The 26,583-nt window shown below is 68.8% G+C and carries 27 protein-coding genes; 19 read left to right on the top strand and 8 right to left on the bottom strand.

Annotation, left to right across the window (positions count from 1 at the left end; translation table 11 throughout):
* The first annotated feature begins 67 nt into the window (after positions 1-67).
* Positions 68-1,147 carry a J domain-containing protein gene (locus ACLJO0_RS15460; protein WP_410579203.1) on the top strand — a complete coding sequence of 360 codons (1,080 nt, stop codon included), beginning with the start codon at positions 68-70 and terminating at the stop codon, positions 1,145-1,147.
* Between the two features lie 272 nt (positions 1,148-1,419).
* Here the strand turns inward: ACLJO0_RS15460 and ACLJO0_RS15455 are convergent, their stop codons facing one another.
* On the bottom strand, positions 1,420-3,900 hold the full coding sequence (locus tag ACLJO0_RS15455; RefSeq protein WP_410579202.1) for a M14 family zinc carboxypeptidase: 2,481 nt from the start codon (positions 3,898-3,900) through the stop codon (positions 1,420-1,422).
* 235 nt (positions 3,901-4,135) lie between these two features.
* Between ACLJO0_RS15455 and ACLJO0_RS15450 the strand changes: the two genes are divergently transcribed.
* The 4 genes from ACLJO0_RS15450 (at position 4,136) to ACLJO0_RS15435 (ending at position 7,309) form a co-directional block, all read left to right on the top strand.
* Positions 4,136-4,825, top strand: coding sequence for a DUF998 domain-containing protein (locus ACLJO0_RS15450; RefSeq protein WP_410579201.1), 690 nt, complete (start codon positions 4,136-4,138; stop codon positions 4,823-4,825).
* Positions 4,826-4,923: 98 nt separating this feature from the next.
* Positions 4,924-5,259, top strand: coding sequence for a YciI family protein (locus ACLJO0_RS15445; protein WP_125793900.1), 336 nt, complete (start codon positions 4,924-4,926; stop codon positions 5,257-5,259).
* Between the two features lie 2 nt (positions 5,260-5,261).
* Complete coding sequence (locus tag ACLJO0_RS15440; RefSeq protein WP_410579200.1) at positions 5,262-6,530, top strand: RNA polymerase sigma factor; 1,269 nt, start codon at positions 5,262-5,264, stop codon at positions 6,528-6,530.
* A complete protein-coding gene (locus tag ACLJO0_RS15435; protein WP_410579199.1) occupies positions 6,527-7,309 on the top strand; it encodes a class I SAM-dependent methyltransferase in 783 nt (260 codons plus the stop codon). The genes ACLJO0_RS15440 and ACLJO0_RS15435 overlap by 4 nt, the downstream gene beginning before the upstream one ends.
* Here ACLJO0_RS15435 and ACLJO0_RS15430 read toward each other — a convergent pair.
* Complete coding sequence (locus ACLJO0_RS15430) at positions 7,203-7,862, bottom strand: hypothetical protein (protein WP_410579198.1); 660 nt, start codon at positions 7,860-7,862, stop codon at positions 7,203-7,205. The two genes, ACLJO0_RS15435 and ACLJO0_RS15430, sit on opposite strands and share 107 nt — an antisense overlap.
* 692 nt (positions 7,863-8,554) lie before the next feature.
* On the opposite strand from ACLJO0_RS15430, the gene ACLJO0_RS15425 reads away from it, so the two are divergent.
* From ACLJO0_RS15425 to ACLJO0_RS15375, 11 genes are all read left to right on the top strand, one after another.
* The gene (locus tag ACLJO0_RS15425) at positions 8,555-9,838 is read left to right on the top strand and encodes a helix-turn-helix transcriptional regulator (protein WP_410579197.1); all 1,284 of its coding nucleotides are present in this window, start codon (positions 8,555-8,557) and stop codon (positions 9,836-9,838) included.
* The gene (locus ACLJO0_RS15420; RefSeq protein WP_410579196.1) at positions 9,835-10,584 is read left to right on the top strand and encodes a hypothetical protein; all 750 of its coding nucleotides are present in this window, start codon (positions 9,835-9,837) and stop codon (positions 10,582-10,584) included. The genes ACLJO0_RS15425 and ACLJO0_RS15420 overlap by 4 nt, the downstream gene beginning before the upstream one ends.
* Entirely contained in the window at positions 10,575-11,171 is a 597-nt protein-coding gene (gene dcd, locus ACLJO0_RS15415) for a dCTP deaminase (protein ID WP_410579195.1), read from the top strand. Before ACLJO0_RS15420 ends, dcd begins: the two co-directional genes overlap by 10 nt.
* Positions 11,155-12,237, top strand: coding sequence for a thiamine-phosphate kinase (locus ACLJO0_RS15410; protein ID WP_410579194.1), 1,083 nt, complete (start codon positions 11,155-11,157; stop codon positions 12,235-12,237). The genes dcd and ACLJO0_RS15410 overlap by 17 nt, the downstream gene beginning before the upstream one ends.
* Before the next feature lie 572 nt (positions 12,238-12,809).
* Positions 12,810-13,571, top strand: coding sequence for a 3-oxoacyl-ACP reductase FabG (gene fabG / locus ACLJO0_RS15405; RefSeq protein ID WP_020637045.1), 762 nt, complete (start codon positions 12,810-12,812; stop codon positions 13,569-13,571).
* A gap of 3 nt (positions 13,572-13,574) precedes the next feature.
* Positions 13,575-14,027 carry a MaoC family dehydratase gene (locus ACLJO0_RS15400; RefSeq protein ID WP_410579193.1) on the top strand — a complete coding sequence of 151 codons (453 nt, stop codon included), beginning with the start codon at positions 13,575-13,577 and terminating at the stop codon, positions 14,025-14,027.
* Positions 14,028-14,118: 91 nt separating this feature from the next.
* The gene (locus ACLJO0_RS15395; RefSeq protein WP_410579192.1) at positions 14,119-15,144 is read left to right on the top strand and encodes a phosphotransferase family protein; all 1,026 of its coding nucleotides are present in this window, start codon (positions 14,119-14,121) and stop codon (positions 15,142-15,144) included.
* Positions 15,145-15,146: 2 nt separating this feature from the next.
* A complete protein-coding gene (locus tag ACLJO0_RS15390) occupies positions 15,147-16,370 on the top strand; it encodes an acyl-CoA dehydrogenase family protein (protein WP_410579191.1) in 1,224 nt (407 codons plus the stop codon).
* Entirely contained in the window at positions 16,367-17,548 is a 1,182-nt protein-coding gene (locus tag ACLJO0_RS15385) for an acyl-CoA dehydrogenase family protein (protein WP_410579190.1), read from the top strand. Before ACLJO0_RS15390 ends, ACLJO0_RS15385 begins: the two co-directional genes overlap by 4 nt.
* Positions 17,545-18,660 carry an acyl-CoA dehydrogenase family protein gene (locus ACLJO0_RS15380; protein WP_410579189.1) on the top strand — a complete coding sequence of 372 codons (1,116 nt, stop codon included), beginning with the start codon at positions 17,545-17,547 and terminating at the stop codon, positions 18,658-18,660. Before ACLJO0_RS15385 ends, ACLJO0_RS15380 begins: the two co-directional genes overlap by 4 nt.
* An 83-nt stretch (positions 18,661-18,743) precedes the next feature.
* Entirely contained in the window at positions 18,744-19,136 is a 393-nt protein-coding gene (locus ACLJO0_RS15375) for a hypothetical protein (RefSeq protein WP_410579188.1), read from the top strand.
* 3 nt (positions 19,137-19,139) lie between these two features.
* On the opposite strand, the gene ACLJO0_RS15370 is transcribed toward ACLJO0_RS15375, so the two are convergent.
* Both ACLJO0_RS15370 and ACLJO0_RS15365 read right to left on the bottom strand, forming a co-directional pair.
* On the bottom strand, positions 19,140-19,757 hold the full coding sequence (locus tag ACLJO0_RS15370; RefSeq protein WP_125793885.1) for a TetR/AcrR family transcriptional regulator: 618 nt from the start codon (positions 19,755-19,757) through the stop codon (positions 19,140-19,142).
* 632 nt (positions 19,758-20,389) lie between these two features.
* Complete coding sequence (locus tag ACLJO0_RS15365; RefSeq protein WP_283658655.1) at positions 20,390-21,034, bottom strand: class I SAM-dependent DNA methyltransferase; 645 nt, start codon at positions 21,032-21,034, stop codon at positions 20,390-20,392.
* 124 nt (positions 21,035-21,158) lie between these two features.
* Between ACLJO0_RS15365 and ACLJO0_RS15360 the strand changes: the two genes are divergently transcribed.
* Complete coding sequence (locus ACLJO0_RS15360) at positions 21,159-21,650, top strand: hypothetical protein (protein ID WP_410579187.1); 492 nt, start codon at positions 21,159-21,161, stop codon at positions 21,648-21,650.
* A gap of 68 nt (positions 21,651-21,718) precedes the next feature.
* Here the strand turns inward: ACLJO0_RS15360 and ACLJO0_RS15355 are convergent, their stop codons facing one another.
* The gene (locus tag ACLJO0_RS15355) at positions 21,719-22,579 is read right to left on the bottom strand and encodes an AMP-binding protein (RefSeq protein WP_410579186.1); all 861 of its coding nucleotides are present in this window, start codon (positions 22,577-22,579) and stop codon (positions 21,719-21,721) included.
* Positions 22,580-22,702: 123 nt separating this feature from the next.
* Here ACLJO0_RS15355 and ACLJO0_RS15350 point away from each other — a divergent pair, with 123 nt between their 5' ends.
* Positions 22,703-23,524 (top strand): enoyl-CoA hydratase-related protein, encoded by an 822-nt coding sequence (locus ACLJO0_RS15350; RefSeq protein WP_410579185.1) that lies wholly within the window; start codon positions 22,703-22,705, stop codon positions 23,522-23,524.
* A gap of 38 nt (positions 23,525-23,562) precedes the next feature.
* Here the strand turns inward: ACLJO0_RS15350 and ACLJO0_RS15345 are convergent, their stop codons facing one another.
* The 3 genes from ACLJO0_RS15345 to ACLJO0_RS15335 form a co-directional block, all read right to left on the bottom strand.
* The gene (locus ACLJO0_RS15345; protein WP_410579184.1) at positions 23,563-23,898 is read right to left on the bottom strand and encodes a hypothetical protein; all 336 of its coding nucleotides are present in this window, start codon (positions 23,896-23,898) and stop codon (positions 23,563-23,565) included.
* A 261-nt stretch (positions 23,899-24,159) separates the two neighbouring features.
* Complete coding sequence (locus tag ACLJO0_RS15340; protein WP_410579183.1) at positions 24,160-24,945, bottom strand: SDR family oxidoreductase; 786 nt, start codon at positions 24,943-24,945, stop codon at positions 24,160-24,162.
* Positions 24,942-25,694, bottom strand: a complete 753-nt coding sequence (locus ACLJO0_RS15335; RefSeq protein WP_125793880.1) for an SDR family oxidoreductase — start codon at positions 25,692-25,694, stop codon at positions 24,942-24,944. The genes ACLJO0_RS15340 and ACLJO0_RS15335 overlap by 4 nt, the downstream gene beginning before the upstream one ends.
* A 122-nt stretch (positions 25,695-25,816) precedes the next feature.
* Here ACLJO0_RS15335 and ACLJO0_RS15330 point away from each other — a divergent pair, with 122 nt between their 5' ends.
* A complete protein-coding gene (locus ACLJO0_RS15330; protein ID WP_410579182.1) occupies positions 25,817-26,431 on the top strand; it encodes a TetR/AcrR family transcriptional regulator in 615 nt (204 codons plus the stop codon).
* Positions 26,432-26,583: the final 152 nt, after the last annotated feature.

Here is a 26,583-nt window from a genome sequence, read left to right as displayed (position 1 = left end):
GGTGGTTGCGGATGCCCGGCGGCGGCCGAATATTGTTGCGGCCCGGCCCTTTGGAGGTGACCCGCCCGTGCCCGATGTCGACTACTACGAGGTGCTCGGCGTGGGCAAGGCCGCCTCGGTCAACGAGATCAAGACCGCGTACCGGCGGCTGGCGAAGTCGCATCACCCGGACACCGGGGGTTCCGCGCTCACGTTCCAGCTGGTCCGCGAGGCCTACGACACGCTCAGCGATCCGATGCGGCGCGCGGGCTACGACGCGGGCGGGCGCTCCGTGCGCGTCCCGATCCGGCCGCGGCCGCGACGTCGCTTCGGCGAAGAACCGGGCTACGAGCCCGAACCGGTCGTGATCGATCCGGAAGACCTCGAATGGTGGGAATTCGCCGCACAGGACGGCCGCGTGCGCCACGGACGGCGGCGCGGCCCCGGGCACACCCCGGTCGTCGCGGCGGTCGGCGGGATGGTGCTGGTGCTGCTCCCGGTGCTGACCGGCGTCGGATTCACGGCCCCCACGCTCATCGTCTGGCTGATCCTGACCGCCGGGACCGCACTGCTGGTGCAACGCCTCGCGCGCGGCTATCTCGCCGCTTCCCGCGCCAAGAACCGGTTCGCCGCCGAATTCGGCGGGAAACGCGTCTTCGGCACCCCCGGCACGGAGACCGACGAGCTCGCCGAACGCCTCACCGCCGATCTGCTGGAGCGCTACCTGACCCGGCTGCCCGGCGCGCGGATCTTCCACGGCCTCTCGTGGCCGGACTCGGTGTTCGCCGACGTCGACCACGCGGTGCTGTGCGGAAAGCGGCTCGTGCTCGTCGAATCGAAACTGTGGCTGCCGGGACACTACGAAACCGATGACGACGATCGCCTGCTGCGCAACGGCCGCGCCTTCCGCGGCGGCGGGAGCAGACTGACCGAAAGCCTCGCCGAATACCGGCGGATCCTGCCGGGCGTCGCGTTGCGCGGCGCGATGATCGTGTACCCGAGCCGGACCGGCGAGATCACCACGGATCACGAGGACCCCTCCCCCGCGCCGCCGATGACACCCGAGCAGTTCCTGCACGAGATCGGCGGCTGGCTGGCGGCGGAGCCGTCCACTGTGGACACGGCGACGATGCGCCTGGTGCGGGACCGGGTCGTCGGCACCGTTTAGGGAGCGGCCCGTGAAGGCCTCCTTACCTACCCTGAGGGTAGTGAAGGAGCCCCTCGCTACCCCCGATGTGGTTTCGCGAGTGGCAAGGAGGCTTAGAGCCAAGGTTGTCTTAGGTGCCTACGGCGGGTGAGCCGGTATCGCGAGTCCGTGAAGGACTCCACTCAGGCGCTCACGCGAGTGGTCGCGGTCCGTGGGGATGTCGTGAAGGGCCCCTTTGAGACGATGAACGTCTCAAAGGGGCCCTTCACGACATAAGAGCTCGAGTCTACCGGCTAGCCGCGCTCCTTCTTGGCCCGCGCGGAACGGGTGCAGACCTCACCGACGTCGACCGTCTGGCCGCGGTCGATGTAGACGTCCGCCAATCCGACGAGCTTGCCCTTCGGCGACGTACAGGTCAGCTGGTACGCCTCCTTGGGGCCGTAGGTCGGCGGGATCGGCGACTGGAACGACACACCGCCGGCCCAGTCGTCCACAGTGGACGGATTCGCCTGCGCGTAGTTGACCAGCACGGCCGTGTAGTCCCCGGCTGGCGGGTCGTACAGGATCGCGTGCTCTTCCGTGGTCGAACCGTTCGCCGACGACGACACCATGTTGCCCGCGGCGTCGAAGACGTACAGGTCCCAGTCGGTGTCCTGGCTGGCCCACTTGACGTCGACGCTGAACTTCCCGTTGTCGACCTTGGGGAGCCCGTCCACGTGGAACGTGAAGCTCTCCGAAGCCGGGTCGGCCGGGTAGTTCGTGTTGATCGCCGGGACCCCGGCCGGGTTGGCCGCCTGGATCGCGGGCTGCGCCGGACCCTGCGGCTCGCGGCCGTAGCGGCCCGCGACGTAGGGCCGGGTCGACGGGTTGACCGACCACGCGAACCGGCCACCGGTCGAGGCCAGCGACGAGTTCAGGTTGTCGGTCACGTAGATCGGCGGCTTCGTCGAACCGTCCGGCTGCACCACCGGAGAGGTCGGCGTCTGGAAGGTCTTGTGCAGCTTCAGCTGGTAGCCCTTCGGTGCGGTACCGATCAGCGTCGAATGCGCCGCCGGGTCCGCGGTGTTGGCCAGCATGTCCACGAAGGCCTGCCGGTTGCCGCCCTTGCCCGCGCCCGCGGCGGGGGCGACACCGGTGTATTCGGCGACGACACCGTCGGCGAACGGCGGGTGGAACTCGTTGGGGCCGACCTCGAACGTGAAGCCCCAGCCACCGGTGGCCCAGTACGACCAGTCTTCGGTCGAACCGGTCGTGTCGTAGAGCGCCCACGACGGCTGGCTGGTGTATCCGTTGCGCGAGGCCATCTTGTCACCGAGCGCCTTGTACGCCGGCTCGTCGAGCGGCGGGCGGACGGCGGCGACACCCGGGACACGCAGCACCAGGTTGGAGTAGGTGTGCAGCGTGATCAGGTTGGTCACCTGGCGGTTGGACACGATCGAGCGGATGTTCTGCGTCTCGGGCTCGGAGAACGGGCCCGCGCCGCGGAAGGTGTCGCTGCGCCACAGGGTCGACGCGCCGGCGCCGCCCCAGAAGCCCGCGTAGTTGCGGTTCGGGTCGGTGCCGCGTTCACGGCCGGCGGGGTTGGCCTTGCAGACGCCGGTCGCGAACTCCTTTGGCGAGTCGTTGACGTTGCAGTTCTTGCGCTTCATCTCGTAGTCGAAACGCGAGAAGTCGCCCTTGGGCTCGGCCTCACGGGAGATTTCGAAGCCGTCGGGGTTGACGATCGGCACGATGATGTTGCGGGTCCGGCCGACCAGGCCGCGGAGTTCGGCGTTGGTGCCGGTGTAGCCCTTGACCAGTTCGTGGGCCCATTCCATGGCGTGTTCGCCGGCGGGCCACTCCCGGGCGTGGTGCACGCCCATGGTGAAGTTGACGGGTTTGCCGTCGGCGATGTTCTTGACGTCGGTCGCGATCTCGAGGGCGACGACGTCGCGGCCTTCCCAGGTCGGCTGCGGCAGCGTGAACGCCGTGACGAGCTTGGGGTTCTTGCGGGCCAGTTCCTTGACCTCGAACTGGTAGTCGTAGAGGTGCCGGTAGCTCGTGCGCCCGGACGGCAACGCCGAGGCCTGCGTCTTGGCGTCGTACTCGCTGTCGGCCTTGGCGTTCCGGATCGACTTGCCCGAAAGATCCGGCTCGATCACCTTCGACTTGAAGCCGTTGTCGGCCAGCGTCTTGCGGTCGGCGTCGTTGGCGAGGACGACCTCGACGCCGGTGGCGTCGGCCTTCTCGGTGACGTCCAGCCCGAGCCGGAGGAGCTTGTCCTTGTCCTGCTTGGCGGGCGTCTCGACCCGGACCAGTTCGGCGCGCTGCGGCGCGGCCGGGGCCCCGGTCGGCGTGAGGGCGAGGAAGTCGACGCCCAGCAGCGCGTCGCGGGTCTGCCCGGCGTACCGGCAGGTCTGCACGACCAGCTTCTGGTCCTTCTTCACGAAACCTTCGGCGAGCTCGTGACTGCGCAACGCGGCCGACGCGGCGACCACGGCGCCGGTGGCCTTGTCGAAGACCGCGAGGTCCCAGTCGCCCTCACCGCCGCCACGAGGGGCGATCCGCGCCTGCAGCAGACCGTCTACTGTGGACGTGAACTCACGCCGATCGGTGCCGGAGGTACCCGGCTTCTGCAGCGCGGCGAAACAGGAACGCGGCACGGCCTGATTGGTCCGCACCACGTTGTCCGCGGCCCCTGCCGTCGTGGCCGACGGAAGTGCCACGAAGGTGCCGGCGAGCACCAGGGTCGCCGCCGTCCATCCCGCTCTTCGCCGGTTTGGTGAATACCCCACAGACTGACCTCCTTGGACAGTCCGGTGACCGGGTGAGGTCACCGGTAGCGAGACCCTAGACCCGGGACCCCGTCCGAGGGACCCGCCACAAGTCGTCTGCACCCCTTTCGGCCCAACGATCTCACCGACCGTGCCGGAACGATCACTCGCACACGCGCCCTGAGAGGGGGCTTCCCTGTCGATTTCGACAGGAAAGCCTAAGAAAACCTTCAGGTTGGGTGGTTACCGTTCAACCATGACGACGCCCCAGGTCACCGCCCGGTCACCGCTGGCACTGCTGGCCGCCGTGGTCTCGGTCGCCGGCGGAGCGCTGCTGATCCTGCTGCTGCAGGTCCTCCCCGCCACCAGCGACATCAGCCCGATCCGCCGGACCATCAGCGAATACGCGCTGAGTGAGCACAAGTGGATCTTCGACGTCGCGGTCCTGCTGGTCGCGCTCGGCTCGGCGATCGGCTTCGGCGCGCTGATCCGCCGCAAGCATCTTCCCGCCCTGTCCGCGGCCTCGGTGTTCTGCGCGCTCTGGACGGTGAGCCTGGTGGTGATCGTGGCGTTCCCCAAGAACAACTGGGCGATCGGGCCGAGCACCGGCGGGACGGTGCACCGGATCGCGAGCGTGGTGGCCTTCGTCGCCCTTCCGCTGGCCGTGTGGTTCGCCGCGAAAGCCGTCTTCGCCTCCTCGCCCGCGCGGCGTGCGGTGACGCGGGTGCTCGCGGTGGCCGCGCTGGCCTGGTTCGGGGTGATCCTCGGGGCGATCGTGGTCTCGATGAACGGCGGCGAGCCGTGGTGGCGGGCGATCCCGCTGGGGCTGGTCGAACGCGCGATGGCGCTGACCGGGCTGATCGCGCTGGCGTCGCTGCTCATCCCCGCCCGCGTGGTCGCCGCACCGGTGACCGAGCAGGCCGAAGCGCTGGAGACCGCGTCCTGAAAGGTTTTCCCGGCGTCGTGTCCATTTGACGATCTCCCGCTCGTAGTGGTGTCGTGCGGCAAGCAGGCCGCGCGGAAAACCGGAACGGGAGCACCACCGTGAAGTACATGATGCTGATCCAAGCCGCGACCGACACCGAGCCCCAGTGCACCTTCGAGGAGTGGACGGTCTACGACAAAGAGGTCAGGGACGCCGGGATCTGGTCATCCGGGGAGTCACTCGCCGACCTCGTCACCGCGACGACGGTGAAGGTCGATCGCGACGGGAAGCGGACGGTGACCGACGGGCCGTACGCCGAGACCCGCGAGGTACTGGGCGGCTTCTACGTCATCGATGTGCCGGACCTCGACACCGCGCTGGACTGGGCGGCCCGGTGCCCCGGCGCGCGGGACGGCTCCGTCGTGATCCGCCCGGTCGCCGACTTCAGCGTCTGATCATGGACGGGCAGGGGCCAGGGATGGCGTCGGTGGAGGCGGTGTTCCGCGAAGAACGGGGAAGGCTCCTGGCCGCGCTCGTGCGCCGCTTCGGTGATCTGGACCTGGCCGAAGAGGTCACTTCCGAGGCGATCGAAGCGGCGCTGGAGCGCTGGCCGGTGGACGGTGTCCCGCCGCGGCCGGGTGCGTGGCTGATGACCACCGCGCGACGCAAGGCGGTCGACCGGCTGCGCCGGGATCAGGCCTACGCCGCCAAACTCGCGATCCTGCAGGTGGAGGCGGAGCGGGCCGGTCCCGCTCCCGCGGCGGACGCCGGTGACAGCCTGCCGGACGAGCGGCTGAGGCTGTTCTTCACCTGCGCCCATCCCGCCCTGCCCGTCGAGGACCGGGGTGCGCTGACCCTGCGTTTTCTCGCCGGGCTGACCACGCCGGAGGTGGCGCGGGCCTTCCTCGTCCCGGTGCCGACGATGGCGAAACGGATCGTGCGGGCGAAGAAGAAGATCAGCGAGGCCCGCATCCCGTTCCGTGTTCCCGGCGCGGACGAACTACCGGAGCGGCTGCCGGGTGTGCTGCAGGCGGTGTACTCGATCTTCACCGAGGGGTACGCGGCCAGTTCGGGAGCGAGTCTCCAACGGGCCGACCTCGCCGAGGAGGCGATCCGGCTCGGCCGCATCCTGCGCGGGCTGATGCCCGCCGATCAGGAGGTGGCGGGGCTGCTCGCGCTGATGCTGCTCGTCCACGCCCGGCGGGCCGCCCGGACCGGGCCGGACGGCGAACCGGTCCTCCTGGCGGACCAGGACCGGAGCCGGTGGAACCGGGAACTGATCGAAGAGGGCGGTGACCTGGTGGTCGCCTCACTGACCGGTGGCCCGCCAGGACCGTACGGGGTGCAGGCCGCGATCGCGGCCCTGCACGACGAGGCGGCCGACGTCGAAACCACCGACTGGCCGCAGATCGTGGCGCTCTACGACGTCCTGATGACCTTGGCACCGTCCCCTGTCGTCGCGCTCAACCGCGCCGTGGCCGTCGCCCTTCGCGACGGCCCGGCCGCGGGACTCGCGCTGCTCGACGAACTGACCGGCGAACCGCTGCTCCGCGGCTACCCTCCCTTCGCCATCGCCCGGGCCGACCTGCTTCAGCGGCTGGGCCGCCACGACGCGGCGGCCACGGCCTACCGCGAAGCGATCGGGCTCGCCCCGACAGAACCCGAACGCGAGCACCTGCGGCGAAGCCTGGCCGCGCTCGAACACCCGACGGAGACAGCACGATGACCGCCGAACACCTCGCCCGCGTCGCCCACGGCTGGGACGAAGCCGCCGACGGCTACGAGGCCTACTACGTCCCCCGGTTCGCGCCGTGGGTCGCCGCCGCGGTGCAGGCCCTTCCCGCGGAACTGCCCGGCGGCCCCGTTCTCGTCCCCTGCTGCGGGACCTTCCCGGAACTCGACGTGCTCACCGGACATCTGCCCGGCCGCGAGATCGTCGGCATCGATCTGTCCGCGGGCATGGCAGCCCGAGCGCGGACGCGGGCCGCGGGCAACTCACTCGTACGCGTTGTCGAGGGCGACGCCTCGGAACTCGAACCGGCCTCCGCCGCCGCGGTCGTCTCGGTCTTCGGGCTCCAGCAACTGCCCGAGCCCGACGCCGCGCTCCGATCCTGGACCGGCGCGCTTCGCCCCGGCGGAGTGCTTTCGGTCGTCTACTGGCCGCACAGCACCGAACCGGGAGGGCCGTTCACCGTGCTGTCGGACGTCCTCCGGGAACGCGTCCCGGCAGGCGACCGTTCCTGGGAAGAACGGCTCCTACCCGCCTTGAAGGGCGCCGCACTCGAACTGGATGAGCCGTTGGCGTTCCCGATGGTCCATCCCGACGCGGACACGTTCTTCACCGCGCACACCCGCTCCGGGCCGATGCGGCCGCTGGCGAGCGTGCGCGGTGAAGAGTTCATCGCCGAACTGCGCGAGGAATTCCTGCGAAGGTCCCCGGCAGGGGAATGGCGGCACCGTCCGGCTGCCCGGCATATCGTCGCGCGGGCGGCAGACCGGGCCTGACCTCGTCCTCTGCAGTGTCTTCGGCGGCCTTGCGCAAGCGTGCGGTGCAGACCGAAAGGTGCACCACGTTGGCGCGTTTGTGATGGCGGTACACGTGGACGTCGGAGGCGAAGCACGCCGCCGCGAGCAGAGCCCGTCGCTGCTCGATGCGCTCGTAACCGACTCCTGCCGGGCAGAACACCGTGACCTCGACTTCGTCACCACGCGGTTTCGTCCACAGGATCACCGGCAGCTTGCCGTCGAGGGTGCACACCCGGGCACGGGCGAAGCCGGTCCGCAGCCGGTGCTGCACGACGACCGAGCGAAGCCGGTCGCGGAGGAATCGCCGCGCCGAGCGCCAGTAGAACAGCCAGTTCGCGACGCCGAACAGCACGACCGCGCCCCAGATCGGGCCGACCGCATGGAAAAGGGTGAACAACGCGTACGGGAGGACGAGGAGCACGCCGATCTCGTAACGCCAGTGATAGAGCGCGGTGAGCGGGTTCGGCCTCCTGACCACCGTGATCTCCCTGGCCAGCTCGGCGATCGCCTGGGGTTCCTGCCAACGGCTCATGACCTTCCTCCTGTCCGTCCGGCGGTTTGCTCGGCGGCCACGGCCGCCGCGGGAATGGAGCGGACGACACCGGCACCGGCGCAGTCCGGGCAAACGGCGTCCTCGTAGGGCCACCACCCCGTGCCCCCGCAGGGTTCGCACGCGTGGACGGTGTTCCAGCGGGGATCGCGGTAGACGCGGCGCCTGCTGCCCGGCACCCGGGAGACCTGCCGGCCGCGAGCGACCGCGCGAGTGTCTTCTTGGGTCGCGAAGAGCCATTCGTGGAAACGTTCGAGAAGTCGGTCGAACCAAGATCGGGGCGCTGCCGTGTGGTTCTCGTGGTGGGACATGAGGTTCACCCCCGATGCAGCCAAGCGCGAACTCGGGTCGGCCCACACGACGCCTACTCCGGCATTCGTGTGGCCCACAGGCGACACGAACGGGTTCGGATGCGCAGCGTCACATTCAGATGGCTGTCAGCATCCGCTCTCCGGTCGCGCCCGGGTGGTACCGGCCCTGGCCGTCAGGTGCGTTCACGCACCCCAAGACCAGGCAGAACAGGCTCTTTCACGGTTTCCGCATCTTGTGACAAGACGTTGACCCACGCGCCAGCACGGTCCGATCAGCTTGCTGTACTCTCGCCGTTGTGTGCACGTTCAGTCACCGCCCCTACATGCCTACCGAAGGTAGGTAAGTCCGTGTCTAGTGCCTACATGAAGCCTACATCGGCCGGAGGCGAGCCGGTAAGCCCTGATGCGGAAACCGTTACCGCGTCGGGTGTCGGACGAGAGCTGCGGCGGCTGCGCAAGGCCGCGGGGGAAACGCAGGCGGAGACCGCCAGGATCATCGGCGTCACCAGGGCGAACCTGACCCAGTGGGAGACCGGCAAATACCTGCCGTCGGCGCACAACGCCCGCCAGCTCGACGATCACTTCCGCGCCGCGAACACACTGTTCACGCTGGTGGAGACGGCCCGTTCGCCCCACGAACACACCCCACCGGTCCTCGGCGACGCCGGCGTCGTCGACACCTCGCGTTCCCTGCTGCAGGTCTTCCACACCGTCGGCGCGAAGCTCGCCGAGCGCCTGATCCGTGACGCCGATGGCAAGCCGCTGGGCTGGCGGCACAACCTGCAGAAGAACACCGGGCCGAAGGCCCTCAGCACCGCGTACGGGATCAACACGATGCTGGTGGTAGGCGATCCCTACATCGACCTACATACGCTCGCCGAAGATCTCTACCGGCTGCAATCGGAACACGGCTGGCGTGGCCGCGCGGGCGGCAAGCGGCCGGAGACCACCGCGTCGGTGGTGGACGCGCTGTTCCGCACCAGCACGATGTCCGCCGACGAAGGGCTGGACCAGCTCGAGGGGTCGCTCGACCCGTACAGCCGGACCCGTCCGTACCTGTTGTCCGCCGTGCTGCACACGGCGGTCCGGCTGCGGCCGGACGCCCCGCTGACCGACCGGCTGATCGACGCCCTCCTGGCGGCCAGGCTCGACTTCGACGGCGCACGTCTGTGGCCCGAGAAGAACGAGGCCGGGCTCGTCGCCCCGGAGGCGTCGGTGGTGCACACCGCGCGGTCGGTCGTCGCTCTGCGGGACGTCCTGTGCAGCCGTGAAGATCGCAACGACGTCCGTGAGGCGGCCGACGAAGCCACACAATGGCTCATCGACCGGTCGCATTCGGACGATGGCGTGGCCGAGGATCTCGAAAGGCCTCGCCCCGACGGGGAAGGAACCACCCGGATCATCATCCGGCACTTCACCGCAGCCTGGGTCGTCCAAGCGCTCGCCACCGCCCCCTTCCTGCCACTCCCCCGGCTCAACCGGGCGCTCGGAACCCTTTGGGAGCGCTACGACGCCGATCAAGGGCTCTGGGCTTGGGGAAGCGGCGACCTACCCATCTGGCAGACCTTGGACGCAGTCACCGCGCTCCGCGCGGCCGCATTCGCCGCCGCGGCGCCCCCGCTCAGCCCTCCAGGAACGACTACATGATCGACACCCCGCCCTCGACCCTCACCGCCGTTCGGCCAGACGCGCACGCGTTCCTCGATGAGGTCACCGGCACGCGACCCAGCCACGGCGACGCGGATCTGGCCTGGCTGCGCACGGTCGCGCACCGGGTCCAGGACGCTCCCGAGAGCTTCCTTTCGTGGCTCGAGGAAATCCTCGGTGACGAAGAAACCGTCCGCACCGCGGCGAAGCGTTCCTACTGGCATCCCAACGGATTCGCCAAAATGGTGCTCCACGCCTCCGCCGATTTCCGGATCCGGCTCCACGTCTGGCCGGAATCCGCGGAACCGTCCCGCGGCGAGTCCAATCCGCACAGCCACCGCTGGGAATTCGCCTCGACGATCGTCGCGGGCGAAGGTCTGCACATGGTCGAATTCCGCGAAACGACCGAAGGCGGGATGGCGTACGACCGCTACCGCTACGGCGCCGATCCGGCGAATCCGGCCGCCTTGCGCGCGGACGGCGGAGCCCGGCTCGAAGTGGAGAAGACCCCGCGGGTCCGGCGTGGCGACGTCTACTCGTGCGACACCGCCATCGTGCACACCGTCCGCCCGATCGCGGCGGGCTTGACCGCCACGGTGGTGATCCAGGGCCCGCATCGCACCGGCACCACCGTCGTGTACTGCGAGCCCGGTCAGACCGACGACCAGCCCAACGGCGAACTGACCGAGGCCGATTTCCGGGTCCTGGTCGGCGCCGTCGCGAAAGCGGTGGCGTCGTGCCGTTGACCTGGCCCGCCCCGCGCCGCGGGATCCTGACCGACCGGGCCATCAAACGCGCGCACCGGAACGGGGAACTGACGATCACCCCGTTCGAGCCCGGTCTCGTCCGCCCCGCCGCGATCAGCCTGCGGCTCGGCCACGAGGCGTTCGCGCTGGAATCGACCGGCATCGTCGACATCGCCGACCGGAGCACGTATCCGGACCTCCGCCCGAAGGAACTCGACGCCGAAGGCAGGCTGTCCGTCGAGCCCGGCGAAGTCGTTCTCGCGCCGACGCTGGAGAGGATCGGGCTTTCGGAGAAACTCGCCGGTCTCGTCGACGGCACGAGCGACTACGCGCGGCTCGGCATCAGCGTCGTCCTGTGCGGTCAGGTCAGCCCCGGTTTCGGCAGTGAGACAGGGGCCGTGTTGACTCTCGAGATCGTGAACCACCTGCGGCATCCGGTGCTCCTGCACCCCGGCACGCGGATCTGCAACCTGATGCTGTTCGCGTCCACCGGCAGCGAGCAGCCCTACGGCACGATGCCGAACAACTATTCCAGCGACCACAACGTGGCCCCGTCCCGATTGGCGGATCATGTCGGGCGTAACTGAAATCTCGCCGGTCGGCGATGACGTCCGCCTCGGGGACCTCGGCGAACACGCGATCCTCGAGCACATCCTGCGGCCGCGCTACGGCGGTGTCCACGGATTCGGTGACGACTGCGCCGTCCTCGACGCCCCGGAAGGGCTTCGCGGCGAACTGGTCGCCACCACCGACAGTTGTCCCACTCCGCTGGTCACCATCCTCGGGGAAACTGATCCGTATCACGCCGGCTGGCTGCTGGCGACGATCAACCTGTCCGATCTGGCGGCGGCCGGCGCCACCCCCATCGGCCTGGTCGTCAACTACACCCTGCCGAAGACGACCACCGCGGGCGAGTTCCGGCGGCTTCTCGACGGCGTCGACGACTGCACCAAGGCCCACGGGACCAAAGTCGTCGGCGGCGATCTCCGGGACGGTCCGGTCCGGCAGCTCACCGCGACGGCGATCGGCCGGTGCGTCCCCGACGGACGGCTCGGGCGCGCGGGCGCCGAAGCCGGTGACCGCCTGCTTCTGGTCGGTTCACCCGGCTATCTGTGGGCGTACGCGTTGCTCGTCGAAAAGCAGGCACGGCTTCCCGAGTCTCTCGTCGCGGACATCCGCGAACGCGCCTGCCGCCCGATGGCGCAGGTGGCCGCCGGAAGGGCGCTCGCCACGGCCGGACTGGCACGCGCCGCGATGGACGTCTCCGACGGCCTCTTCCCGACCGTGCGGACCCTGTGCGGCGCCAACGGTCTCGGCGCGCGCGTCACGACGGACGTCCAGCTGGACGACGCGCCCGCCGACGTCTGCGAGCAGTCGGGACTCGGCCGGTTCGAACTCGCGCAGGCCTGGGGCGACTGGACGCTCGTGGTCGCCGTGCGACCACAGGATGTCGCGCTCGCCAAGAAGACCCTTGCCGGGGAAGGCGTCTCGGCGCAGGAGATCGGGACCCTCGTCCCCCGCGAGAAAGGCATTTCGCTGGACGACGGCGAGCCTTGGGACGGAATCGCGCAGGAGCGGTTCTCGCCCAGTTCGTGGCACGGCGGCGAACTGCCGAAGCTGATCACCGAGGTTCTCGGCAGGCGGGCTGGCTGACCTCCAGTGGGTCGTGAGTGGCGATTCGGGTTCTGGCGAGCTTCCCCTTGGGTACCTACTGCGTGACCTGTGGCGCTTCTTGCGTGATGCCGGAGTGAAGTACATGAAGGACCCCTTCCTGTACCTAGGCGCAAGGATGGGGTCCTTCATGTACTGGGGTCCTTCACGGACCTGCGATCCCGATCCACCCGCCGTAGGCACCTAGAACACGGCCGGCCCTAACCCGAATCGCCACTCACGAGATGTGAGGATGAGCGGGCGGCTGCTTCAGTGCTTCCGATGGGGCCGCCGTCGAGCCCTTCACGACATCCCCACGACCGCGAAAACTCACGTGAGCGCTTGACTGGAGGCCTTCAGGCACTCAGGGAGGGCCTCCACGGACCGAGTGACGGACCGGCCCGAGGCGTCATCAGCGGGAGCGGCGTCCGCCGCGAGCGGAAGTGCAGGTCGAGGCGCTGGAGGCCGGGTGGTGATTACGATCACAGCGAAACTCCTGGCCCGGTATCTCTACAAACCGACCGCTCAGTACGGCAGACTCGACGTCACTTCCACTCGACGACGAGGAGTCACCCGTGACCGAACACCCCTCCCGTGTAGCGATCGTCACCGGCGCCGGCCGCGGCATCGGCGCCGCCGTGGCCAAGCGGCTCGCTTCCGACGGGTTCGCCGTCGGTCTGCTGGACCTCGACGAGGCGGGTGTCAAGCAGGGGGCCGAAGCGATCGTCGCCGAGGGCGGCAAGGCCGTCGGTGTCGCGCTGGACGTCAACGACGCCGCACAGGTCGAAGCCGCGGTGACCCGGGTGGCCGAGGAGCTCGGCGCGCCGACCGTGCTGATCAACAACGCCGGCATCACCCGCGACAACCTGCTCTTCAAGATGACCGAACAGGACTGGGACTCGGTGCTGGGCGTGCACCTGAAGGGCTCGTTCCTGATGACCCGCGAGGTGCAGAAGTACCAGACGCAGGAGAAGTGGGGCCGCATCGTCAACCTGTCCAGCACCTCGGCGCTGGGCAACCGCGGCCAGGTCAACTACTCCGCGGCCAAGGCGGGCATGCAGGGCTTCACGAAGACCCTCGCGATCGAACTGGGCAAGTTCAACGTCACCGCGAACGCCATCGCCCCCGGTTTCATCGCCACCGACATGACCGCGGCGACCGCCGAGCGGATCGGCATGTCCTTCGAGGACTTCAAGGCTGCGGCCGCGTCGCAGATCCCGGTGCAGCGTGTCGGCACCCCCGACGACATCGCCAACCTCGCGTCGTTCCTGGTGAGCGACGGCGCGGGATTCATCTCCGGCCAGGTCATCTACGTCGCCGGCGGACCGAAGGACTGAGCCATGCGCGAATTCGCCTCACTGCAGGAGTTCGAGAACGCCGTCGGCGAGCACTTCGGCTACAGCGACTGGCTGACGCTCACCCAGGACCGGGTGAACCTGTTCGCCGACGCCACCGACGACCACCAGTGGATCCACGTCGACGTCGAGAAGGCGGCCGAAGGGCCGTTCGGCGGCCCGATCGCCCACGGTTTCCTGACGCTTTCGCTCATTTCGGGTTTCGTCGGGAAGCTCTACCGGGTCAACGGGCTCAAGATGGGCATCAACTACGGGCTGAACAAGGTCCGGTTCCCCCAGCCGGTCAAGGTGGGCGCGAACATCCGGGCGGGCGCCGAACTGGTCGAGGTCACCGACGTCTCCGGTGGCAAGCAGGCCGTCGTGCGGTGGACGATCGAGATCGACGGCGAGCCCAAACCGGCGTGCGTCGCGGAGATGGTCGTCCGGCTGATCGCCTGAGAAGGTGACCTCCGGCACCTCGCCGGACCACCCCTACCCGACATACCGACTGGTCGGTACTGTCACCGGAAAGCGAGATGCTGGAGGCACCATGAACCAGTCCGACCTGCCGGGCCTCGACCTGGCCAGGCTCAAGACCCACCTGGACGAGCACCGGCCCGGGCTCGTCCAGGGCGCCTTGAGCGGCCAGGTCGTGGCGGGGGGCCGGTCCAACCTCACCTACATCGTGGGCGACGGCCGGTCCCGCTGGGTGGTCCGCCGCCCGCCGCTTGGCCACGTCCTGCCGACCGCGCACGACATGGGCCGCGAGTTCCGGGTGATCTCCGGCCTGCACGGCACGGCCGTCCCGGTGCCGGAAACCGTGCTGCTGTGCGAGGACACCGACGTCATCGGCGCGCGGTTCTACGTGATGGAGTTCGTGGAGGGCACACCTTTCCGCTCCGACACCGAACTGGCCGCGCTGGGTCCCGCCAGGACGAAGGCGATCGCGGACGAACTGGTCGACACCCTCGTCGAGTTGCACGCCGTCGATCCGGAGTCGGTGGGGCTCGGCGATTTCGGCCGCCCGGAAGGTTTCCTCGAACGCCAGTTGCGACGCTGGAAGAAACAGCTCGACGGCAACCGCAGCCGCGATCTCCCCGGCGTCGACGAACTGCACGATCGGCTGGCGGGTTCGGTGCCGGTTTCGGGCAAGCCGTCGATCGTCCACGGGGATTACCGGCTGGACAACGTGCTGGTGAACGACGACGACCGGATCACCGCGGTGCTGGACTGGGAGATGTCCACCCTCGGTGACCCGCTGACCGACCTCGCGCTGCTGGTGGCCTACGCCGAACGCGACAAGGTGTCCTTGCAGTTCGTGTCGAACGCCAGTTCCGCACCGGGCTACCCGCGCAACGACGAGGTCATCGCGCGTTACGCGGAACGTTCGAGCCGCGACGTCTCGCGGCTCAACTGGTACGTGGGCTTCGCGTTCTTCAAACTCGCGGTGATCCTGGAAGGCATCCACCTTCGCTACAGCAAGGGCCAGACCGTCGGTGCCGGATTCGACGGCATCGGCGCGGGCGTCGTCCCGTTGATCGCGCACGGCAATGAGACTCTCAAGGAAGAGGGATAGAGATGGACTTCGCCTTCGACGCGAAAACCGAGGAACTGCGGGGAAAGCTCCTCGAGTTCATGGATTCGCACATCTACCCGGCCGAGGCCGTCTTCGAGCAGCAGCTGGCCGAGCGCGACAGCGAATGGTCGCAGCCGCCGATCGTCGAAGAACTCAAGGCCGAGGCGCGCAAGCGCGGACTGTGGAACTTCTTCCTCCCCGGTGACCACGGCGCGGGGCTGACGAACCTCCAGTACGCGCCGCTGGCCGAGATCACCGGCCGCAGCATCCGGCTCGCGCCGACCGCGCTGAACTGTGCGGCGCCGGACACCGGGAACATGGAAGTCCTCACCATGTTCGGCAGCGAGCAGCAGAAGAAGCAGTGGCTCCAGCCGTTGCTGGACGGCGAGATCCGGTCCGCGTTCGCGATGACCGAGCCCGACGTCGCGTCCTCCGACGCGCGCAACATCGCCACCGGCATCCGGCGCGACGGCGACGAGTACGTCATCAACGGCCGCAAGTGGTACATCTCCGGCGCGATGAACCCGAACTGCAAGATCTTCATCGTGATGGGCAAGACCGATCCGGACGGCCCGCCGCACAAGCAGCAGAGCATGATCCTGGTCCCCCGCGACACCCCCGGCATGACCGTGAAACGCGGTATGCACGTCTTCGGCTACACCGACGGCGATCACGGCGGCCACGCCGAAGTGGTCTTCGAGGACGTCCGTGTGCCCGCGGAGAACCTCATCGCCGGCGAGGGTGACGGGTTCGCCGTCGCGCAGGCCCGCCTCGGCCCGGGGCGGATCCACCACTGCATGCGCGCCATCGGCATGGCCGAACGCGCGCTGGAACTGATGTGCCGCCGGGCGCTTTCGCGCGAGACCTTCGGCAAGCCGATCGCCGAACAGGGCGTGGTGCAGGACTGGATCGCCGAGGCGCGGGTCAAGATCGAGCAGCAGCGGCTGCTGGTGCTCAAGACCGCCTGGCTGATGGACACCGTCGGCAACCAGGGCGCGCACACCGAGATCCAGGCGATCAAGATCTCCACGCCGATCACCGTCGAGTGGATCCTCGACAAGGCCGTGCAGTTGTTCGGCGCGGGCGGGGTCAGCCAGGACTTCCCGGTCGCCGAGATGTGGGCGCAGGTGCGGACGCTGCGGCTCGCCGACGGGCCGGACGAGGTGCACAAGCGCTCGCTGGCGCACCGTGAGCTGAAGAAGTACCGCGGGGAGGCCTCAAAGTGACCACTGTGGACGATCTCAAGCGCCGGGTAGCCGATCTTCTGGCCGCGTATCCGCCGGAAAGCACGCCCCGGCAGGACTTCCTCGACGCGCGGTTCGGCGCCGGGCTGGCGTGGATCCACTTCCCCGAAGGCCTCGGCGGCCTGAACGCGCCTCGTTCCCTGCAGTCCCTTGTGGACAAGGAACTCGCCGCGGCGGGCGCCCCGGACAACGACAAACGGCGGATCGGGATCGGTCTCGGCATGGCCGCGCCGACCATTCTCGCCTTCGGCACCCCGGAACAGCATCAGCGCTTCCTGCGTCCACTGTGGACCGAACGCGAGGTGTGGTGTCAGCTGTTCAGCGAGCCGGGCGCCGGATCCGACCTCGCCGCGCTGGGCACCCGCGCGGTCCGCGACGGTGACGACTGGGTGGTCACCGGACAGAAGGTCTGGACGTCGGGCGCGCACAAGTCGCAGTGGGCCATCCTGGTCACCCGCACCGATCCCGACGTGCCGAAACACCGTGGCATGACGTACTTCCTGTGCGACATGACCGCGCCGGGCGTGGAGGTCCGGCCGCTGCGCCAGATCACCGGCGAGGCCGAGTTCAACGAGGTCTTCCTCAGCGAGGTCCGCATTCCCGACGCGCATCGCCTCGGCGCGGTGGGCGAGGGCTGGAAGGTCGCGCAGACCACGCTGATGAACGAACGGGTCGCGATCGGCGGGACCGAGTTCCCGCGTGACGGCGGCATGGTCGGCGTCGTCACGGAAACCTGGCGGGAACGCCCGGAACTGCGCACCTCCGAACTGCACGACAGGCTGCTGAAGCTGTGGGTGGAGGGCGAGAGTCTGCGCCTGGTGAGTTCGCGGCTGCGGCAGCAACTCGCCGCGGGCGCGCCGGGGCCGGAGGGTTCCGCGGTCAAGGTCGCGTTCTCCGAGCTGAACCAGGCCGCGTCCGGGCTGGAGATCGAGCTGCTCGGCGACGAAGGCTTGCGCTACGACGATTGGACGATGCGGCGTCCCGACGGCGTGAACTTCCTCGGCCGCGAAGCCGGATACCGCTATCTGCGCGCGAAGGGGAACTCCATCGAGGGCGGCACCTCGGAGGTCCTGCGCAACATCATCGCCGAACGCGTGCTGGGACTGCCGTCCGAGCCGCGGATCGACAAGGACGTCGCCTGGAAGGACCTGCCCCGATGAGCGACCTGCTGTATTCCGAGGTCGAAGAGGACCTTCGCGCCAGCGTCCGGGATCTGTTCTCCGATCGCGCGGAACCGGCGGCCCTGATCGCCAGGACCGAGTCGGCGGAACCGTACGACCTGAAGTTGTGGCGCACGCTCGCCGCGGACCTGGGCGCGGCGGGCCTCGCCGTCCCGGAGGCACTGGGCGGGCACGGCGCTTCGGCGCGGGAAGTCGCCGTCGTGATGGAGGAACTCGGGCGCAGCGTCGCCCCCGTCCCGTATCTCGGCAGTGCCGTCCTGGCGACGTCGGCCCTGCTGGCGACCGACACGTCGCAGGCGGAAGTGGCGGAACGGCTCGGGAAACTGGCCGCGGGCACGCTCATCGGCGCGCTGGCCGTTCCGCTGTCGACGGCGCCCGGCGCCGAGTTCCCCTCGACGGTCACCGCGGCCACCGACGGCACGCTCAGTGGTCAGGTCCGGAGCGTCGCCGACGCTTCGGTGGCCGAACTGATCGTCGTCCCGGCGGTGGGGCCCGACGGTCCCGGCCTGTACACGGTCGACGTGGCGTCGACGGGCGTGACGGTCACCGAGGCCATTTCCCTGGACCTCACCCGGCGCATCGCCGACGTCACCTTCGAGAACGTGACCGCGAAGCGCGTCGCCGCCTCCTCGGCCGCAGTGTCCGCTTTGGACACCGCACTCGTGACCGCGGCGGGGCTGCTCGCCTCGGAACAACTCGGGATCGCAGAATGGGCCCTGACCGAAACGGTGCGCTATCTCAAGGAGCGTTACCAGTTCGGCCGTCAGGTCGGTTCGTTCCAGTCGTTGAAGCACCGGCTGGCGAATCTGTACACGGATCTGGTCAACGCCAGGGCGACCGCGCGGTACGCCGCCGACTGCCTGGCTTCCGGTGACGACATCGCGATCGCCGTCGCGGTGGCGCAGGCCCGCAACTCCCCCATCGCCGTGCACGCCACCGAGGAGGCGATCCAGCTGCACGGCGGGATCGGCATGACCTGGGAGCACCCCGCGCACCTGTACCTGAAGCGCGCGAAGAGCGACGAGATCGCTTTGGGCACTCCTGGGCGGCATCGCGCGGCCCTCGCGCCGCTGATCGACCTGCCGGCCTGATCTCCCCCGGCGGGGTCCGCCCGGAAAGTGTCGGACCCCGCCGGTAAAACCTGTTCGAACATCAGAGCGAACAGGGAGTCATCATGAAGCTGCTCGTGGCCACCTCGAAGACCCAGGGTGCGCGGGAGAACGACTTCGACCACTGCGTCGAGGGCGAGCTGATCTGGATCGCCCCGTGCTGCGACGACGGCGAAGACTCGGCGGATTCCGAATGCGGCTGCGGACGGTCCTTCGACGGGCTGAACTCGCATCTCGGGACGACGACGGCACTCGTCGCGGAGCTGCCCGGCTTCACCTATTCCGACTACGCCGAAGCGATACGGTCGAGCCTGGCCGCCCAGGGCTGGCCACCCGAAGCCGCCGACGACGTGGCGACGGGGTTGCTCGCCTTCGCCTCCAGATGGGAGGTGGGAACGGTGCTCGAACGCCGCTGCGAATGGTTCGCCGAACGGCTCGTGTCCGCGCCGCCGGGCTGAGCGCTACTCGGGTCGCAGCGCGGCCAGCAGGAGATCGGCGAAATGGTCACCGATCTGGCGGGCCGAGAGCGCGCCGCCACGCCGGTACCACGAACCGAGGTGGTGCACCGAGCCGAAGAAGAAGTCGACGATCACGTCGGCCGGTTTGTCCGCGCGGAATTCGCCGGACTCCTGGCCCTCCTCGATCAGCGTGCGGAACCGCTCGTGGTACTTGCGGCGTTCCGCGCGGACCGCCTTCTGCTTCTCCACGCTGAGCTGGTGCATGGACTGCATGAAGATCGTGTTGTCGTCGAGGTTGTCGATCGTGCTGACGACGACGTCGGAGCCCGCGGAACGCAGCCGCTCCCGCAGCGGTGCCTCACTCGAGGCCACCTTTTCCAGTTGCTCGGTCTGCGCGCGCAGCACCCGGGCGTAGATCTCGTAAAGGAGGTCGTCCTTGGAGCCGAAGTAGTGGTACATCGCGCCCTTGGTGACCCCGGCCGCCTCGACGATCTCCTGCACGGAGGTCCGGTCGAACCCCTTCTTGGCGAAGAGCTTCGTGGCGTGCGACAGGAGTCGGCGCGGCACGGCGGCCTGGTCGTCGCCGCCCGCCTCGGCCTTCCGGGTGGTCGCTCGTGTCATGGCCGGCTCCTTCTCGTGCGGACACCAAGCATACCGGCCGGTTTGTCGCGGCATTGGGAACGGGACCCCGAGTCCTTCCCTCGCAGCGCCACCAGCGGCGGGTGAAGGCCCCCTTCCCTCGGCTGAGCCGAGGAAACTCGCCCTTCACACCTTTCCCAGCGTGCCGGCACCGCATGGGCCAGGTCTCGTGCGTGCCGACGCCGACTGAGCCACCGCTCCAGCACCAACCCGTTGCGAAAGCCACTTTCGCAACCCTCAACGTTTGGGAAAGTGGCTTTCGCAACGTCGATCACCAGACCAGGAACCGCTCACCAGTCCGTGAAGGCCTCCTTCCCTACCCTGAAGGTAGGAAAGGAGGCCGCAAGCCTGCACGTCGGCCCGGCCAACTACTGCTGGTTCCGCGACCCGTCCAAAGCGCTCTGCCTGCGACTGGCCGATCTGGGCCGAGCAGGCGGCCACCTTCCAAGCGTTCCCGGCAACCCCAGAGTCCCCACGGGGGAGAAGACCCGGCTTCGGCGCGAGCACGACCGTGTCCAACGAGTGCTCGACAGCATCGACGAGGCCACCAGCACCGCTGGGAGCACACCCGCATGTCCTCCGGCTCCGAGTGGCGAGCCCGACATATGCAGAAGTTAGGACTTACTGCGTGCGAAAAGAATCGCTTGCTGAGCTTTCGCATCCGGGTCGAGCAGCATCTGAGCCTCGACCACGAATCCGGCATCGCGCAGCCAGGATGCCACCTGGTCAGGCTGACGGCGGTGGACATGGACCTTCATCGGGTGACCGCCATAGCCCTCCGTCATCAACCGCGACTCGTCGCCGACGTGAAACAGGAGCTGCAGCGGTCCGCCGGGACGCAATGCTCGGTGGAAGTGCCCGAACACAGTCGGCACCTCGTCGTCAGGGATGTGGATCAACGACTGCCAGGCGAGCAGGCCGGCCACCGAAGCGACGGGGAGGTCCAGGTCCGTCATCGAGCCCACCTCGAACCGCAGGCCGGGGTGATCGCGCCGGGCCACGTCGATCATCCCAGGGGAGAGGTCGACACCGAAGGCGTCGACACCGAGCTCATGCAGGTGGGCGGTGACTTCACCGGGGCCGCAGCCGACGTCCGCGACCGGCCCGCCGCCAGCGATCCGCACGCTGTCGGCGAACAACGCCAGAGCCGCGCGCAGGTACTGGTGTCCGGCGAGGGCGCCGCGCACTTGGTCGGCATAGCTGACCGCGACCGTGTCATAAGAGGTTCGGGTGTCGGCCAACCAGTCATCCGTGGTCATGACCGGCACGATATTCCATGATCACGACCTCGTGGACGGCCGACGCAGAGAGACCGATCATCGGCCGCCAACTGGCCCAGAACTCCGCCACGTTCCCGCAGACCGCAATGCAGGAGAGCACATCATGCCGCTGACCACCGAACAGCGCCGCCGCAACGAGGCCAGCATCCGTGCTGCGATGGACCGCCTACTGCTGGGGCAGCTTCCAGCCCGCGGCGGTTGCGACCTCAAGACTCTCGCACGAGAAGCCGGCGTCGCCAGAACGGGCTTCTACGCACGCACCGACCCGCAGGGCAACCAGCGGCCAGGGCCCTATCAGCACCTGGCCGAGGAGTTTCAGCGTCGGCTGGCCGATCTCCGCGAGGCGGGCACCGTCTCAGACCCACGCGAACTCCAGATCACCAGGCTGAAAGACGAGAACGCCAAGCTCCGTGAACGCGTCCAGGAACGCGATGCACGGATCACCGAGCTCACCGAGTTCAAGGAGCGCGCGATGTCACAACTCGCCGCGCAGCACGAAGAGATCCTCCGGCTTCGACAACGCGCCGACTCTCCGAACAACGTCCGCACCCTCCCCACCGCCAGGAAGTCGAGGATCACCGGACCATACGGCTGAACGAAGATCTGTTCCAAAGGAGTACCGCGACACGACATCACCCATCCACCGACCGCAAGTCCGATCGTCTAACGTGGACGCACACGGCTCCGATGGGCTTCACTGGCTGGTCGCAACGTGACACGCTCACAACGGGACACGGCCACTGCCGCGACAACCGCCGCGAGTGTGCCGCCGATGTCGATCGCGGAGGCGATCTCGCCGACCATGCCGGTGATGTGGAACAGCGGCGCCAGGCCGAACAGGGTGGCACCTTCGTCGAGGCTGCTGAACGCGCTGAGCACGGCCGCGTTCGCGCCGAGGTTGCCGTGGGTGTTCATCGCCCCCTTCGGTGTCCCGCTGGTGCCCGACGTGTAGCTGATCAGTGCGACGTCGTCCGGGCCGAGGCCGGGGTCCGGGGGCGGGTCCCCCGCCGCGGCCCGCGCCACCTTCAGCAGGTCTGCGGCGCCGGGAGTCGGCTCCCGCACGCTCTTGCCGAACACCCGCGGATCGTCGCGGCCCTGCAGGTCGAGTTCGCTGGTGGTCAGCGCGATGGTCACGCCGCTGCCGGGAACGAGCGGAGCGATCCGGCTGTTCCACCCGCTCTGCGAACACACGACCGCGCGCACTCCGGCGTCTTCGAAGACGTGCCGCAGCTCCCGTTCCCGGTACATCGGGTTGACGGGGACGACGATTCCGCCCGCCTTCCATGCACCGAGCAGCGCCAGCACGAACTGCGGGATGTTCTGCAGGATCAGGGCGAGCCGGTCGCCCGGGGTGAAACCGGACGCGATCAGGTGACGCGCGATGCCGTCGGAAAGCTCGTCGACCTCGCGGTAGCTCATCCTGCCGTCGAAGTAGGCGATCGCGGTGACGTGCGGGAAGCGCTCGACCGTCCGCCGGAAGGACGCGGGAACCGTGGCCGGTTCCGCCGGTTCCGCGTCCCTCATCCGGGGCCGTAGGCGGCCAGCCACGGCTTCGCTTCGTAGGAGCTCACGCAGGTTCCTCCATGACAAAGTCTCGACGAGCCTCTAAGCATCCGCTTAGTATGGCGATGACGCAAGGAGGTCGACGTGACCGATCAGCTCTCACCGTCCGAAGTGGACAGTTCGGATTCCGTCCGGTACGCCGTGGACGGCACCGTCGCCACGATCACCTTCGACAATCCGGCGCGCGGCAACGCGATGGATCAGGCGATGCAGGTCCGCTACGGCGACCTGCTGGGCAAGGCGTCGGCCGATCCCGGAATCCGCGCTGTCGTCGTCACCGGCGCCGGGCGTTCCTTCTGTCCCGGCGCGGACTTGGGGCTACTGGAGGGCATCTCGGCAGGCGGCGCGACCGCGCCGGAGCACGAAGGCTTCCGCAACGTCCTGGCCGCCGCGTATGCCGACGTGCCGGTGGTCGCGGCCATCAACGGCGGCTGCGCCGGCCTGGGCTTCGTGATCGCCTGCGCCGCCGACGTCCGGTTCGCCGCCGCGGGCGCGAAGTTCACCACCGCCTTCGCCCGGCGCGGCCTCATCGCCGAATACGGGGTGGCGAAACTGCTGCCCGAACTCGTCGGCCGCGGCCGGGCACTCGACCTGCTGCTCTCCGGCCGGACGTTCACCGCCGAACAGGCGCACGAATACGGCCTGGTGCAGGAAATCGTGCCCGCGGAAGAACTCGCGGCGCGGGCGAAGGCATACGCCACCGAACTCGCGACCCACAGCGCGCCGCGCTCCATGGCACTCATCAAGCGGCAGGTCCTGCGGGAAGCCGATCTCTCGCTGGAAGACTCCGCCCGCGAGGCCACCGCCCTGATGCTGGAATCCTTCGCCCATCCGGAACTTTCCGAGGGCCTGGCCAGCTGGAACGAACGCCGCACCCCCGACTTCCCGCCGTACCGAGGGGTTTAGACCGCCCCGGCCTCACAACCGGGGCGGCCCGTACCGAATCAGACGGTTTCGCGCGTGGTCACCGCGTCCTTCTCGGCGGCCAGGGCGGTGCAGGTGCGCACCCACAGTTCCCAGCCGCGCAGCGCCTGGTTGCAGTTCCAGCCGGTCCAGCGGCCCGCCTGCGCGCCCTCGTTGCCGGCGCGGTTGCAGGCGGTCTTACTGCTCCAGCCTTCACTCACCTTGCGATACGGCGTGCAGGAAGCCGCCGCGACGTCACCCGACGCCCCGGCCGCGCACGGTTCCGCGGTGCTCGCCATCGCCGTTCCCGCGGTGAACAACGACCCCGCCACGGCTGCGGCGAGCACGAACCCACGGACCACGAAGCGTTTGTTCATCGAGTTTTCCTTACCGCGAGCAAGACCCCCTACCCACAGTGGCCGATCACCCGGTGAAGATCAACCGCCACGCGCCGGACGAGTCACCTTGACGCGTGTCGTCACCCCTGCCGTAATCCGAACCCCCGCGCGCCGTGGCGCTTCGGGTTCCCGGCAACCGTGTCGACACCACCGGACCAGATCAACCGCCACGCGCGAGTTACGCCTCCAAGCACGCGAGTTACGCCTCTGATCACGGGAGTTCGGCGAAGGCCGCACCGGTCATTCACCGGTGAGCTGCTCCACCTTGCGCTGCAGCTTGTTCATCCCGCCGAGCCAGCGGTCGGTCTGCGTGGCCCGCGCGGCGTAGTAGTCCGCGACCTCGGGGTGCGGCAGCACCAGGAACCGGTCGGCGGCGATGGCCTCGAACAACGCGTCCGCGACCTGCTCCGGCTGGATCGCCGAGGCACCCATCAGCAGTTCGCCCGCGGGGCCGGTGTTCTCCAGCATCGCCGTCCGCACGCCCTGCGGGCAGATGGCCTGCACGGTGAGCCCGCGGTGCCGGTAGGTCGCGGACAGCCATTCGGCGAAGGCGAGCGCGCCGTGTTTGGTCACGGAGTAGGACGCCGAACCGAGGCTGGTCAGCAATCCCGCGGCGGACACCGTCGCGATGAAGTGCCCGCGGCCGCGCTCGAGCCACGGCGGCAGCAGCAGCCGCGCCGCACGCACGTGCGCCATGACGTTGACGTCCCAGATCCGCGCCCAGTCCTCCTCGGGCGCGTCCACGCCGCCCATCGGCGCGATCCCGGCGTTGGCGCAGAACACGTCGATCTCGTCCAGGGTTTCGCGCGCGGTCTCGATCAGCGACGCGACACCCGCTTCGCTCGCGGCGTCACCGGCGACGGCGGTTCCGCCGATCTCCTTCGCGACTTCGGCCGCGGCGTCCCCGTTCAGGTCGCCGACGACGACCCTGGCCCCCTCGGCCGCGAACCGGCGGGCGAGGACCGCTCCGATGCCGCCACCCCCACCGGTGACGACGACACCGGATCCGGTGAACGAGGCGGTCACAGGCCACCCGCCAGTGTGACGCCGCCGTCGAGGACCACCGTCTGCCCGGTGATCCAGCCCGCCTCCTCCGAAAGCAGGAACGACACGGCGCTCGCGATGTCCGCCGGCACGCCGAGACGCTTCATCGGGTACGACTCCGCGACCTCTTCTTCGCGGCCTTCGTACAGCGCTGTCGCGAACTTGGTCTTGACGACGGCGGGCGCGACGGCGTTCACGCGGATCTTCGGGCCGAGCTCGAAGCCGAGTTCCTTGGTGAGCCGGATCAGCGCGGCCTTGCTGACGCCGTACATGCCGATCCCGGGCGACGCGCCGAGCCCGGCGACGGACGCGACGTTCACCACCGCGCCGCCGTGCTCCCCCATCCACGCGTCCCGCGCCCGGCGGGTCCACGAAAGCGGCGCGAGCACGTTGACGGCGAAGATCTTCGCGGCGGCCTCGGGGTCGATGTCCAGGGTGGGGCCGAACACGGGGTTGATGCCAGTGTTGTTCACCAGCATGTCCAGCCGTCCGAAGGTCTCGATGGTCTTGGCGACGGCCTCGTCCTGGTGCGCGGTGTCGTCGGCCTTGCCGGGAACGGCGATGGCGACCGCCTCACCGCCCAGTTCGGCCACCGCCTCGGCCAGCGGCTCCGGCTTGCGCGCGGTGATGCACACCTTCGCGCCGCGCTCGACCAGGTCCTTGGCGATCCCGAGGCCGATACCCCGGCTGGCGCCGGTGACGATCGCGACGCGATCCTTGAACGAGTTCACTCTTCGATCTCCTCTGTGTTCACTGGCGACGCCATCACTAAGCGAGCGCTCACTTACAATGGGAAGGTCCGGAGACGGTGTCAAGCCCGCCATCCGGAACGAGCGTCTGGGAGGATCTGCGGATGACCATGTCGCTGTCGGCCGAACTGTGGCCCGACGTCCAGCCGGAGACGGCACGGCGGCTGATGCTGGCCGGGGTCGAATCCTTCGCGCGGCGCGGCTATCACGCGACGACCACCCGGGACATCGCCTCGGCGGCGGGGATGAGCCCCGCGGCGCTGTACGTGCACTTCCCGTCCAAGGCCGCGCTGCTGTTCGCGATCTCGAAGTACGGCCACGAGCAGACACTCTCGCTGGTCGAGAGCGTCGTCGCACGGGAGACCGACCCGGTCGAGCGGATCCGGCTGCTGGTCGAGGACTTCGTGGCCTGGCACGCGCGCAGGCACACCGTCGCCCGGGTGGTGCAGTACGAACTGCACGCGCTGCCGGACGAGGAGTTCGAGATCGTCGCGAAACTGCGCCGCCGCATCGAGCAGCTCGTGCGCGAGGTCATCACCGAAGGCGCGCGGACGGGCGTGTTCACCGTCGGCGATCCGCACACCGCCGCCAGGGCCGTGCTCTCGCTCGGCGTCGACGTCTCACGCTGGTACAGCGAACGAGCCCGCCAGACCCCCAAGAAGCTCGGCCAGGAGTACAGCGAGCTGGTGCTGCGCATGCTCGGCACGAAACTCTCCTGACCAGTACTGATCGGCCTTCGTCGGCGATACCGCCACCAGAGTGACATACCAACTGGTCGGTATCTAGAATTACCCGTTGAGACGTTGACCACATACTAAGCGGTTGTTAACTTGCCCGGACTGCATCGCCGCAGCAGCGCCGAGCGAAGGGC

Origin of the sequence: Amycolatopsis sp. lyj-108 (genome assembly GCF_046549005.1) — a bacterium.
Taxonomy (GTDB): Bacteria; Actinomycetota; Actinomycetes; order Mycobacteriales; family Pseudonocardiaceae; genus Amycolatopsis.
This window is presented reverse-complemented; position numbering and strand designations above follow the sequence as displayed.

Bases quoted from the DNA above. Each gene is read 5' to 3' on its own strand.
- ACLJO0_RS15400 (WP_410579193.1), top strand. From the start codon at position 13,575: ATGCGCGAATTCGCCTCACTGCAGGAGTTCGAGAACGCCGTCGGCGAG.
- ACLJO0_RS15440 (WP_410579200.1), top strand. From the start codon at position 5,262: ATGGACGGGCAGGGGCCAGGGATGGCGTCGGTGGAGGCGGTGTTCCGC.
- ACLJO0_RS15360 (WP_410579187.1), top strand. From the start codon at position 21,159: ATGCCGCTGACCACCGAACAGCGCCGCCGCAACGAGGCCAGCATCCGT.
- ACLJO0_RS15435 (WP_410579199.1), top strand. From the start codon at position 6,527: ATGACCGCCGAACACCTCGCCCGCGTCGCCCACGGCTGGGACGAAGCC.
- ACLJO0_RS15365 (WP_283658655.1), bottom strand. From the start codon at position 21,034: ATGACCACGGATGACTGGTTGGCCGACACCCGAACCTCTTATGACACG.
- ACLJO0_RS15420 (WP_410579196.1), top strand. From the start codon at position 9,835: ATGATCGACACCCCGCCCTCGACCCTCACCGCCGTTCGGCCAGACGCG.
- ACLJO0_RS15390 (WP_410579191.1), top strand. From the start codon at position 15,147: ATGGACTTCGCCTTCGACGCGAAAACCGAGGAACTGCGGGGAAAGCTC.
- ACLJO0_RS15410 (WP_410579194.1), top strand. From the start codon at position 11,155: ATGTCGGGCGTAACTGAAATCTCGCCGGTCGGCGATGACGTCCGCCTC.
- ACLJO0_RS15380 (WP_410579189.1), top strand. From the start codon at position 17,545: ATGAGCGACCTGCTGTATTCCGAGGTCGAAGAGGACCTTCGCGCCAGC.
- ACLJO0_RS15450 (WP_410579201.1), top strand. From the start codon at position 4,136: ATGACGACGCCCCAGGTCACCGCCCGGTCACCGCTGGCACTGCTGGCC.
- ACLJO0_RS15430 (WP_410579198.1), bottom strand. From the start codon at position 7,862: ATGAGCCGTTGGCAGGAACCCCAGGCGATCGCCGAGCTGGCCAGGGAG.
- ACLJO0_RS15355 (WP_410579186.1), bottom strand. From the start codon at position 22,579: ATGAGGGACGCGGAACCGGCGGAACCGGCCACGGTTCCCGCGTCCTTC.
- ACLJO0_RS15330 (WP_410579182.1), top strand. From the start codon at position 25,817: ATGACCATGTCGCTGTCGGCCGAACTGTGGCCCGACGTCCAGCCGGAG.
- ACLJO0_RS15425 (WP_410579197.1), top strand. From the start codon at position 8,555: ATGAAGCCTACATCGGCCGGAGGCGAGCCGGTAAGCCCTGATGCGGAA.
- ACLJO0_RS15345 (WP_410579184.1), bottom strand. From the start codon at position 23,898: ATGAACAAACGCTTCGTGGTCCGTGGGTTCGTGCTCGCCGCAGCCGTG.
- ACLJO0_RS15370 (WP_125793885.1), bottom strand. From the start codon at position 19,757: ATGACACGAGCGACCACCCGGAAGGCCGAGGCGGGCGGCGACGACCAG.
- ACLJO0_RS15375 (WP_410579188.1), top strand. From the start codon at position 18,744: ATGAAGCTGCTCGTGGCCACCTCGAAGACCCAGGGTGCGCGGGAGAAC.
- ACLJO0_RS15395 (WP_410579192.1), top strand. From the start codon at position 14,119: ATGAACCAGTCCGACCTGCCGGGCCTCGACCTGGCCAGGCTCAAGACC.